Source organism: Gracilibacillus pellucidus (assembly GCF_033949965.1).
Taxonomy (GTDB): Bacteria; Bacillota; Bacilli; order Bacillales; family Amphibacillaceae; genus Gracilibacillus; species Gracilibacillus pellucidus.
In genome coordinates, this window is sequence record NZ_JAWZSR010000001.1 from 595,840 (window position 1) to 607,477 (window position 11,638).

General features: G+C 36.6%; 8 protein-coding genes. All 8 read left to right on the forward strand.

The genetic code is table 11. The features are described from left to right. Positions 1 to 2 precede the first annotated feature (2 nt). The 8 genes from rsmH to spoVE all read left to right on the forward strand — a co-directional run bounded on the left by rsmH (position 3) and on the right by spoVE (position 11,599). Positions 3 to 956 carry a 16S rRNA (cytosine(1402)-N(4))-methyltransferase RsmH gene (rsmH, locus tag SH601_RS02885; RefSeq protein WP_319956722.1) on the forward strand — a complete coding sequence of 318 codons (954 nt, stop codon included), beginning with the start codon at positions 3 to 5 and terminating at the stop codon, positions 954 to 956. Between the two features lie 23 nt (positions 957 to 979). Then, positions 980 to 1,360: a cell division protein FtsL gene (gene ftsL / locus SH601_RS02890; protein WP_319956723.1), complete on the forward strand. Its 381-nt coding sequence runs from the start codon at positions 980 to 982 to the stop codon at positions 1,358 to 1,360. Between the two features lie 10 nt (positions 1,361 to 1,370). Next, the gene (locus SH601_RS02895) at positions 1,371 to 3,566 is read left to right on the forward strand and encodes a penicillin-binding protein (RefSeq protein ID WP_319956724.1); all 2,196 of its coding nucleotides are present in this window, start codon (positions 1,371 to 1,373) and stop codon (positions 3,564 to 3,566) included. A gap of 86 nt (positions 3,567 to 3,652) precedes the next feature. Then, positions 3,653 to 5,578 carry a stage V sporulation protein D gene (locus SH601_RS02900; RefSeq protein WP_319956725.1) on the forward strand — a complete coding sequence of 642 codons (1,926 nt, stop codon included), beginning with the start codon at positions 3,653 to 3,655 and terminating at the stop codon, positions 5,576 to 5,578. A gap of 932 nt (positions 5,579 to 6,510) precedes the next feature. Beyond that, positions 6,511 to 7,968 carry a UDP-N-acetylmuramoyl-L-alanyl-D-glutamate--2,6-diaminopimelate ligase gene (locus SH601_RS02905; protein WP_319956726.1) on the forward strand — a complete coding sequence of 486 codons (1,458 nt, stop codon included), beginning with the start codon at positions 6,511 to 6,513 and terminating at the stop codon, positions 7,966 to 7,968. Between the two features lie 106 nt (positions 7,969 to 8,074). Beyond that, positions 8,075 to 9,058, forward strand: coding sequence for a phospho-N-acetylmuramoyl-pentapeptide-transferase (gene mraY, locus SH601_RS02910; protein ID WP_319956727.1), 984 nt, complete (start codon positions 8,075 to 8,077; stop codon positions 9,056 to 9,058). Further along, positions 9,055 to 10,404, forward strand: a complete 1,350-nt coding sequence (gene murD, locus SH601_RS02915; RefSeq protein ID WP_319956728.1) for a UDP-N-acetylmuramoyl-L-alanine--D-glutamate ligase — start codon at positions 9,055 to 9,057, stop codon at positions 10,402 to 10,404. The genes mraY and murD overlap by 4 nt, the downstream gene beginning before the upstream one ends. A 97-nt stretch (positions 10,405 to 10,501) precedes the next feature. Continuing rightward, entirely contained in the window at positions 10,502 to 11,599 is a 1,098-nt protein-coding gene (gene spoVE / locus SH601_RS02920) for a stage V sporulation protein E (protein ID WP_319956844.1), read from the forward strand. Positions 11,600 to 11,638: the final 39 nt, after the last annotated feature.

An 11,638-nucleotide genomic window follows, 5' to 3' on the forward strand; every position in this document is an offset into this window, starting at 1 on the left:
CCATGTTTGAACACTATACAGTGCTAAAGAAGGAAACCGTTGATGGTCTCCAAATAAATCCTGATGGTATATATGTTGATTGTACATTAGGTGGCGGTGGGCATTCCGCATACATACTAGAACAACTGAGTGAAAAAGGGCGTTTGATCGCTTTTGATCAAGATAAAGATGCAATTAGTGCCGCTAAAGAAAGATTGAACGATCAACTTGACCGAGTCACTTTCGTACAGCGAAATTTCCGTCACTTAGCAGAAGAATTAGATAAATTACAAATAGCAGAAGTAGATGGTGTCTTATTTGATTTAGGGGTGTCTTCTCCGCAACTAGATCGTGGTGAAAGAGGATTTAGTTACCAGCATGATGCACCATTAGATATGAGAATGAACCAACAAGGTGACTTGAATGCATTTGATGTTGTCAACCATTGGCCATATGAAGATTTAGTATCGATTTTCTTTAAATATGGTGAGGAAAAATTCTCTAAACAAATCGCTAGAAAAATTGAGAAAGCTCGGGAAGAAAATACAATTAATACAACATTTGAGTTAGTCGATCTTATTAAAGAAGCTATCCCTGCACCTGCAAGAAGAAAGGGAGGACATCCAGCTAAACGTATCTTTCAAGCAATTCGAATTGCTGTAAATGACGAGCTCAAAGTTTTTGAAGATGCTCTATACCAAGCGGGTAGATACCTTGCTATTGGTGGACGTATATCAGTTATTACCTTCCATTCACTAGAAGACCGTATCTGTAAACAAGCATTCAAAGATTGGAGTACTCCACCTCCAATGCCAAAAAATATACCAGTAATACCAGAGGAATTTAAGCCTTCTTTCCGTTTAGTTAATCGCAAGCCGATTATAGCAAAAGAAGAAGAACTAGATGAAAATCGCAGGTCACGATCAGCTAAATTAAGAATTGTTGAAAAAGTGAAAGAGTGGAATGTAAACCATTAATATAATAGAAGGGTGGCAAATCGATGAGCAGTCAACATGCAAGAGCATATTACACAAACCATCAAGCGAATCAGCAAGTTCAGAAGCAAAAAGTTGTTAAGAAGAAAGTAAAAGTACAAAAACGCTGGATTACAACAGGAGAAAAAGTAATGTATTCGATCTTTGCCGTTATCTTCTTAAGCTTCTCCTCTTATTTGGTATCGTATAGTGCTTCGATGGATCAATTAAATCGTAGTGTAGAAACATTGAATTCACAAATTGAACAGCAGACTACAAAAAACAAAAACCTTGCTTTTCAGCAAAAGGAGCTTAGCCAGCCAGAAAGAATTATTGAAAATGCGAAAAAGCATGGTTTAAAGATTCAAAACTCACAAGTCAAACAAGCGTCGGAAGTAACAAACTAGGTGTTAAACAATGAAAAATAAAACGACACAAACAATGCCTGCTGTATGGATTACAATTTTCACTACGCTATTTCTTGTTGTTGCGGGGCGTTTTTTGTATATCCAAGTTTCGGGAGAGGTAGCCGGTATTTCTATTCAAGAATTGGCTGATGAAAAAAGAACCAATAACTATACTATTCCGGCAAGTCGAGGCACGATATACGATCGAAATGGAATGGCATTAGCTCAAGAACATGTTGATTATCGATTATATGCAATACTTAACGAATCGTATACAACGAACCCAGCTAATCCAAAACATATAACAGATGTAAACAAAACCGCTTCAGAGCTTGCACCCATATTAGGTGTGGAAGAGAGTGATATTGCTAAACGTTTAAATGATGGAATAGAGAACGACAAATTTCAAGTTGAGTTTGGTTCAGCCGGTCGGGAATTAACGCAAAAACAGAAAGATGAAATTGATGCACTGGCATTACCTGGTATTAATTTTATAGAAGAACCTGTTCGTTTTTATCCGAATGGTGTTTTTGCCTCTCATACTATCGGTTTAACAGAAAAAAAAGATGATGAAATTATTGGTATCAATGGTGTAGAAGGATCGATGAATGATCTTCTAACAGGTAAATCAGGATCTATTTCTTACCAGAGAGACAAATTCAATATGAAACTATTAGATCCAAAAGAAGTGATCGATGAACCAGAGAATGGAAAAAATGTCTATTTAACTATTGATCAAAAAATACAAACTTTATTAGAAGACGCGATGTCTGAAGCAAATGATCAATATGAACCAGACAGAATGACGGCAGTTGTAATGAATGCAAAAACTGGCGAAGTATTAGCTCTAAGTAACCGACCAAGTTATAATCCTAATGATATTGGTACGGTGGAGAACTGGTATAATGATGTAATTGGAACGCCAATTGAGCCAGGATCAACGATGAAGATTTTTACACTAGCCTCTGCAATTGAAGAGGGCGTATGGAATCCTGAAGAGGACTATCAATCAGGAACTTATAAAGCAACAGAACAAGCAACTCCGTTAGGTGATCATAACGGTCGTAGAGGATGGGGAAAAATTAGTTATCTGGAAGGTATCCAAAGATCATCCAATGTTGCTGCAGCAAAACTAGCATATGAAAAAATTGGTGCAGATAAGTTTTTAGAATACTTACAAGCATTTGATTTTGATAAGAAAACAGGGATTGATTTGCCAGGAGAAGTACCTGGACAAATACTTTATAACTGGGTGGACGAAAAATTACGAACTTCATATGGTCAAGGTTCAACAACAACACCACTGCAGTTAGTTAAAGCAGCAACGGCAATCACGAATGAAGGGAAAATGTTGAAGCCCTATATTATTGATCGAACAGTAGATCCTGACACGAAGACAGTAATAGCAGAACATCAACCAGAGGTAGTGGGTGAGCCGATTTCAGCTGAAACAGCTAAAGAGACATTGGAAGTGCTTGAAACAGTTATTACTTCTGAAAATGGTACAGGTCACAATATCTATAATTTGAATGATTATACTGTAGCAGGTAAGACAGGTACTGCAAACTTTGTAGATCCAGATACTGGAAAATACAAGGCAGGCCGCGAAGGTTATATCTTTTCATTTATTGGGATGGCACCAGCAGATGATCCGGAATTAATTATGTATGTATCTGTAAAAGAACCAAAATTAGAAGATACTGAATCAGGTTCAGCACCCGTATCTTTCGTGTTTAAAAGTGTAATGGAAAACAGTTTACACTACTTAAACATTGAACCAGATAAGAGTTCAGAAGAAACTACTAAAGTAGTGGAACTACCAGATTGGCAAGGGCAAAAGACGGATAAATATTTAGAGCAATTAAAAGACTTAGGTATAGAACCGATTGTAATTGGTGATGGTGAAAAGATCGATAAAGTAAATGTTGAACCAGGTACGGAGATTACCAAACGACAAACTATTTTTGTTGCGACAGATAATATGAAAATGCCCAATATGTCTGGTTGGTCATATAGGGATGTAATGAGTTTTAAAGACTTCTTACAATTAGACCTAGAGTGGTTAGGTAGTGGTTATGTGAAAAAACAGAGTATTAAAAAAGGGTCCGCATTAAGCGAAAATGATTACTTAATGGTGGAGCTTGAAGAACCGAACCAGCCTAATAACAAAAATGATGACGCAGACGAAGAAAAGGAAGAAGATTAATAAACATATTTTACACAGTGTTCTATTCACTAATGCAATATCATATATTTGGGACAAACAGTTTCTTGGATTAAAGGAGTTATGTCATGAAACGAGTAACCAATATTATGATTCAGCGCAGAATAGTCACTGTGTTTCTTTTTGCCTTAATAGTTGTGGCTGTGATTGCAGTCCGGTTAGGTTATGTACAGTTTGTTTTGTCAGATTTTTTAATCGAAGAGGCAGAAGAGCTATGGAGTAGAGATATCGTTTTTGAGCCTGAACGCGGGCGAATAGTGGATGTAAATGAAGAGGTATTAGCAGAAAATGTGTCTGCACCAACCATTATGGTAGTCCCTAGACAAGTGGAAAATCCTGAAAAAACTGCAGAACAATTAGCTGATGTGTTAGAGATGTCATATGACTCTGCACTGGAAGCAATGCAAAAAAATGAACGAATTGTTATTTTGCAACCGGAAGGAAGAAAGATTTCAGAAGAGAAAGCAATGGCTGTCCAAATGTTAGATCTAGCAGGGATATATATTGCAGATGATTCTATCAGGCATTATCCGAATGGTGCCTACTTATCGCATGTACTAGGCTTTAGTGGTGTTGATAATCAAGGATTAACAGGTTTAGAGTTAATGTATGAAGATATGTTAAGTGGTACGGAAGGGAGCTTATCTTTTTATAGTGATGCGAAAGGGCAGCGAATGGAACGAATGGCTGATAAGTATACACCACCAGTTGATGGATATGACTTACAACTAACAATTGATTCACGAGTACAAACAATCATGGAGAGAGAATTAGATATTGCGGAAGAGAAGTACAATCCTGATGGAGCGATAGCGATTGCGGTCAATCCGAAAGATGGTAGTGTTCTTGGCATGTCATCAAGACCCAACTTTGATCCTGCCAATTATCAAGAAATAAGTGCAGAGGTATACAATCGAAATTTACCGATTTGGAGTACGTATGAGCCAGGATCTACATTTAAGATCATCACTTTAGCAGCTGCTCTTGAGGAAGGAGTGGTTGATTTAGAAGAAGATGAATATGTGGATGATGGTGCGATAGAAGTAGGAGGGACCGAGTTGCATTGTTGGAAAAAGGGAGGGCATGGGCATCAAACTTTTTTAGAGGTGGTCCAAAACTCTTGTAACCCTGGATTTATCGTGCTCGGTCAAAAGATAGGGAAAGAAAAACTTTTTTCATATATCGATCAATTTGGATTCGGTCAAAAAACGGGAATTGATTTGCAAGGTGAAGCAACAGGGATTATGTTTGATTTAGATAATGTTGGGCCTGTGGAATTAGCAACTACATCTTTTGGGCAAGGTGTGTCCGTTACTCCGATTCAACAAGTTATGGCAGTATCTGCAGCAGTAAATGGTGGGTACTTGTATGAACCGTATGTTGCAAAAACTTTTCTTGATCCTGTAAATGGAGAAGAAGTTAATAAGTCTGAGCCAGTGATGAAGCAACGAATAATTTCCTCGGAAACATCGGAAGAGGTAAGAGAAGCGTTAGAGTCTGTTGTCGCATTGGGTACTGGTAGAGGAGCATATGTCGATGGATATCGTATTGGAGGTAAGACAGGGACAGCACAGAAAGTGGGGGAAAATGGAAGATATCTAGAAAATAATCATATCGTTTCATTCATTGGTTTTGCACCAGCCAATGATCCAGAGATTGTCGTTTATGTTGCAGTAGATAATCCAAAAGATACCGTACAATTTGGTGGGGTAGTTGCGGCACCTATTGTAGGCACTATCATAGAGGATAGTTTACGAGCATTAGGAGTGGAAAGACAAGAAGACGGTATTGAGAAAGAATATGAGTGGCCGGAAGCTCCACCAGTTGAAGTTCCAGATCTAATCGGCCTTAAAAAAGCAGAACTACAAGAATACTTACTATCACTGGAGCTGGATATAATAGGAGAAGGCGATTATATCATCGATCAAGCACCTGAAGCAGGAGAAAAAGTAGAAGAAGGTAGCAAAATACGATTAGTGCTAGGTGATAAATAATAAAAAGCTTATATCATACAAAAAGACTATGTAAGTGGACGGACAGTATAAAGGAGAGATAGACCATGTAGTTTACTTGATGACTTGTGCTCATCTATTCTATCCTTTAGTAAGTAATAACTGTCGTTACAGCAGAATACGCCATTTTTATCCTCTGTGCACAAGTGTAACATCTATTCAAGCACAAATCGCTTTCATAGTGTTTTCTATGCCACCAGCATGGCTTCAACTAACTTTTTCAGCTTATGCTATTCCTGTAGGAGTCTTGAGTATTCTGCCTTCGCTTTGATTGTATTCTCTATTTTTTTGAGAGAAGAGTACTCAAATTCTATGTTGTTTGATTAAGCACGTCCTTTCGGAAATGAGTCATCGCATTTCCAGTTACAAACAGTAGAGTGCATTATACAGCGGAGACAAAACACGGAGACTCTTGCGGGAACAGTACGAGCTGAAGATCCAATTTGGGAAGTGTTCTTCTTCACAAAGTTAGCAGACCGCCGTACCGCGGAAAGCGTAGTGTTTTGTCGGAGTGATATGCTAACACTTTCCATTAAAAAGAGTGAAAGAACGAATGACTTCCGGTTATAAACACGGAGTATCAAAGGACTTATACTGTTCGTCAGTAATAGTAATCCGTAGATCTATCAACAGGGGTTAAGATATTGAGTATAATTACAGGTGATAAAACAATTCTGCAATACAAAAGATTAGGTAAAAAATATTATCGTAAAGTTTACAAGTCTTTGGTATAATGATGTAGTTGTATATGAATAAGTTAACTTTCATGTAAGATTATAAAATGAAACTTATCAAGAGGTAGCGTCCGTTTAGCCTCGATCTAGTTTCCTTGTGCTACTTGAATCTTGAAGTGCGAGGAATATCGGACAGTTACACCGTGATAAAATGTAAAGAAAAAAGAAAAGGTGACATGAATGAATGCAAAGGAATTAATCAGTAGTTTATCAGATTATCGATGTGAACAAAGTCTTGATAACATAAAAATAGACCAAATTGAAATGGATCACCGATTATTGAAATCGAACTCCTTATTTATCTGTATAAAAGGCTATACAGTTGATGGACATCAATTTGCTGAAGCAGCAGTTGAAAACGGTGCTTCGCTTATTGTGGCAGAAAAAGAATTAGATGTATCCGTTCCAGTTGTTATTGTTCCGGATAGTTCAAGAGCTCTTGCGCAGCTGTCAACTCATTTTTACGGGCATTCTTCTAATCAATTAAAAGTAATTGGGGTTACTGGTACAAACGGGAAAACATCTGTAACACATATGATTAATGAAATTCATCAGTACGTAAAACAAAAAACGGCTTTAATTGGTACGATAGAAATGGTGATCGATAAGGAAAGCTATCCAGTTAAAAATACAACACCAGATTCATTGTATTTGCAAAAAAGCTTTCACAAAATGGTCGAAAAAGATATTGATGTTGTCTCAATGGAAATATCATCACACGCTTTAGATTTAGGTCGTACAAATGGTGTCGATGTTGATATTGCCGTATTTACGAATTTAAGTCAAGACCACCTAGATTATCATGAGACAATGGAGAGTTATTTATACGCCAAAAGTCTACTTTTTTCACAGCTTGGTAGTAGCTTAAAAAATGAAAAACCGAAATACGCCATCATCAATCAAGATGACGAGCATGCAGCCTTTTTAAAACGTGTTACTGCACAGCCTATTTTCACGTATGGCATTCATGAGAAAGCTTCTTTCCAAGCAATTGATGTAGAATTGCGAGCTAACGGTGTATCATTTACGATGAGAACACCAAAAGGTGATGTTTCGATTAATAGTAAATTAATGGGGATGTTTAGTGTATATAATTTACTTGCCGCAGCTGCAGCCTCATTTGCTTCAGGAATTGACTTGGAGACTATTCAAACAGTCCTTAACAACACATCAGGTGTAAAAGGACGTTTCCAGCCAGTTGAACATAGTCAAGGTTTTGGTGTTATTATTGATTATGCCCATACACCGGATTCGTTAGAAAATGTCCTTTCTACGATTAAACGATTTTGTGAAGGAGATATTCATGTTATTATCGGATGTGGTGGAGATAGAGACCGTCGAAAACGACCATTAATGGCAAATGTGGCGTGTGAATATGCAGACCATGCAATCCTTACTTCCGATAATCCGCGCTCTGAATCACCACAGGCAATTATTGATGATATGGTGGAGGGGATTAAATACAACAATTATCAGGTTGTGCTTGACCGTGAAGAAGCGATTAAACATGCAATTAAGCAAGCAGGCGATAAAGATGTAATATTAATCGCAGGTAAAGGTCATGAAACATACCAAATTGTTGGGGACGAAGTATTAGACTTTGATGATGAGCAAATAGCACGAAAATACTTAGTATAGAAAATAATAGGAATGTTCAATAAAAGTTGCCACGTAATGTTATAGGTGACTTTTTGAACATTCCAAAAAGATATAGTTGGACATGAGAAGATTGGAGAGAACATGAATGAGTGAATATACATTTTTAATTACAGTAGCGATTGCATTTTTAATTACTGTCTTACTGTCCCCTATTTTAATCCCTTTCCTGAAAAGGTTAAAATTTGGACAAAGTATTCGAGAAGAAGGGCCACAATCACACCAGAAAAAATCAGGAACACCAACAATGGGTGGGGTAATGATTATTCTGAGTATCGCGATAACTACTTTAATTGTCGTTGCACGTGTGAATAACGGTGAAATTGGCTATGAAGTATGGCTATTATTATTGGTATTAGTAGGTTTTGGTCTCTTAGGATTTTTAGATGATTTTATCAAAGTCGTACTAAAACGAAATTTAGGCCTAACTTCTAAACAAAAACTTCTAGGACAAATTATTATCGCGGTTATTTTTTATATCGTTTTATTACAACAAGATTTCCAAACAACTTTGGAAGTACCAGGTACAAGTCTATCCTTTGATTTAGGTTGGTTCTATCCTATTTTTATTATTGTTATGTTAGTCGGTGCATCAAATGCAGTTAACTTGACAGATGGCCTTGACGGTCTATTAGCTGGTACAGCAGCGATTGCATTTGGTGCATTTGCAATATTAGCTTGGTATGGTGTTCCTAATTCTAACGTGACGTTGTTTAGCCTTGCTGTTGTCGGAGCGTTGTTAGGATTTTTAGTATTTAATGCACATCCTGCAAAAGTATTTATGGGTGATACAGGTTCATTATCCCTTGGTGGGGCGATCGCTGCCATTGCTATTTTATTAAAATTAGAAATTCTACTTGTTATCATTGGTGGAGTATTCGTAATAGAAACATTGTCTGTTATCATTCAAGTTATTTCGTTTAAAACGAGAGGAAAACGAGTTTTCTTAATGAGTCCACTTCATCACCATTATGAATTAAAAGGTTGGTCTGAATGGCGTGTAGTTACTACCTTCTGGGCAGTAGGTATTTTATTTGCGTTATTAGGTATTTATATTGAGGTGTGGGCATGATGAGAAATTTGCGTAACTTTCCTTTTAATAAAGTACTTGTACTAGGGCTTGCTAAAAGCGGTACAGCAGTCTCAAAATTGTTAAACAAAAATGGGATTAGCGTTGTGGCGAATGACTTGAAAACATCAGAGGATGATGGTAATGTGCAAGATTTGCGGTCATTAGGTATTGATGTTATCGTTGGGGACCATCCATTAGAGCTATTGGATGAAGTGGATGCTATTATTAAAAATCCAGGTATCCCATATACAAATGTTTTATTAGAACATGCAGTAGAACGAAATGTACCTATTTTAACAGAAATAGAGTTAATTCCTTATTTGGGTGTAGAACAAGTTGTTGGAATTACCGGATCGAATGGAAAAACAACGACTACCATGCTTATTTATGAGATGTTTAAGGTTGCTAATGCAAAAGCACGTTTAGCAGGAAATATTGGTCATGTTGCATCAGAAGTTGCAGAGCAGATGGATGATGAGACGACAATGATTACAGAGTTGAGTTCTTTTCAATTATTAGGCGTTGAAACGTTCACACCAAAAATTGCCGTATTGCTTAATCTTTTTGAAGCCCATTTAGATTACCATGAAACAGTGGAAAATTATCAAAATGCAAAAGCAAATATTTTTAAAAACCAAACCAGTGAAGAATACTTAGTCTATAATGCTGATGATGAGCGTGTTACATTAAGAGCAATGTCAGCTAATAGTACGTTAGTTCCGTTCAGCCGAAAAACAAGTATAGAAAATGGCACATATTGCGATGGGAAATTCATTTATTTCCGTGGAGAAAAAGTTATTAGTGTAGATGAAATTGCGTTAGTTGGTGAGCACAATTTAGAAAATATTTTAGCGGCTGTTTCGGTAGCAAAGCTTGAAGGAATTGATAATCAAGCGATTGAAACAGTGTTAAAGAGCTTTTCGGGTGTATCACATAGACTACAATTTGTGAAAGAATTAAATGGACGTTTATTTTATAATGACTCAAAGGCAACAAATATACTTGCAACTTCTAAGGCTTTGTCTGCATTTAAACAACCTACGATTTTACTTGCGGGTGGTTTAGACCGAGGTAATGAATTTGATGAGTTAGTTCCATTGATGTCCAATGTGAAAGCGATGGTTTTATTTGGTGAGACAAGTGTAAAACTAAAAAAACTCGCAGATATGTGTGGAATTGATCAAGTGAAATTTGTTGATACAATGGATGATGCAGTTAATGAAGCATATCGATTATCTTTGAGAGATGATGTGATATTGTTGTCACCTGCCTGTGCGAGTTGGGATCAGTATAAAACCTTTGAAGAAAGAGGAAACATGTTTATGGAATCGGTGCATAAGTTATAATAGGGGCTTGTCTATTATAATTTATACATGTTGTGTAATAGGATAAAAGAAAGCCCCTAATTCATTTATGATTTGGGGGTTTTTTCTTGTGCAGCCAATGATGAAAAATCAACATAAGCCAGATTACTTTTTAATTACTATTATTCTATCGATATTGTTAGTGGGAACATTGATGATTTATAGTGCATCATCTATTTGGGCAGAGTATAAATTTAATGATGCCTTCTACTTTTTAAAAAGACAAGTATTGTTCGCAGGTGTTGGTATTATAGCCATGCTGATTGTATCAAATATTCCTTATTTTCAATGGATTAAATATCGTAAATGGATATTTATTAGTTGCTTAATTATGTTAGTTGCCGTCTTGATTCCGGGTATAGGTATGGTTAGAGGGGGAGCTAGAAGTTGGATAGGTGTAGGTGCCTTTAGCATCCAACCTGCTGAATTTATTAAACTAGCAATGATCATGTTCTTAAGTGGGTTCTTGGTCAACCATCAAGATAGAATAACAGAGTTTAAAAAAGGTTTTTTGCCACCATTATTTCTAACTGTTTTTATCTTTTTAATTATTATGCTTCAGCCGGATTTAGGGACAGGTATGGTATTTTTGCTGACTTGTTTTCTATTAATTTTTGTAGCTGGCGCAAAATTTATGCATTTTGTCTTTTTAGCTGGATTTGGTGTGATTGGTTTTTTGCTGTTGATTATATCTGCTCCATATCGGATCAATCGTATTACCGCTTTTCTAGATCCATGGCAAGACCCCTTAGGAACAGGTTTTCAAATTATACAATCACTGTATGCCATTGGTCCAGGTGGTTTATTAGGTGTAGGATTTGGGAATAGCTTGCAAAAGTATTTCTACTTGCCAGAGCCACACAATGATTTTATTTTTGCGATTATTGCAGAAGAGCTAGGTTTTATCGGAGGAATGTTTGTTATCGTTTTATTTGTTCTGTTTATTTGGCGAGGTATTTTAACCGCTATTCATGCACCAGATTTATTTGCGAAATTGTTAGCAATTGGGATTACAGGTATGATTGCTATTCAAGTTATGATTAATATTAGTGTAGTAATTGGCTTGATTCCAGTTACAGGTATTACATTACCATTTTTAAGCTACGGAGGCTCTTCTTTAACGTTAACACTGTGCTCTGTGGGAATATTGATAAATATTAGTAAATATCGACAATGAAGTTGGGAGATTTGGGTGATACCTAGATAGTAGTGACTA

What these genes read in the sequence shown, in the direction of transcription:
- SH601_RS02900 (WP_319956725.1), top strand. Translation starts at nt 3,653, where the DNA reads ATGAAACGAGTAACCAATATTATGATTCAGCGCAGAATAGTCACTGTG.
- murD (WP_319956728.1), top strand. Translation starts at nt 9,055, where the DNA reads ATGATGAGAAATTTGCGTAACTTTCCTTTTAATAAAGTACTTGTACTA.
- mraY (WP_319956727.1), top strand. Translation starts at nt 8,075, where the DNA reads ATGAGTGAATATACATTTTTAATTACAGTAGCGATTGCATTTTTAATT.
- ftsL (WP_319956723.1), top strand. Translation starts at nt 980, where the DNA reads ATGAGCAGTCAACATGCAAGAGCATATTACACAAACCATCAAGCGAAT.
- SH601_RS02895 (WP_319956724.1), top strand. Translation starts at nt 1,371, where the DNA reads ATGAAAAATAAAACGACACAAACAATGCCTGCTGTATGGATTACAATT.
- rsmH (WP_319956722.1), top strand. Translation starts at nt 3, where the DNA reads ATGTTTGAACACTATACAGTGCTAAAGAAGGAAACCGTTGATGGTCTC.
- SH601_RS02905 (WP_319956726.1), top strand. Translation starts at nt 6,511, where the DNA reads ATGAATGCAAAGGAATTAATCAGTAGTTTATCAGATTATCGATGTGAA.
- spoVE (WP_319956844.1), top strand. Translation starts at nt 10,502, where the DNA reads ATGATGAAAAATCAACATAAGCCAGATTACTTTTTAATTACTATTATT.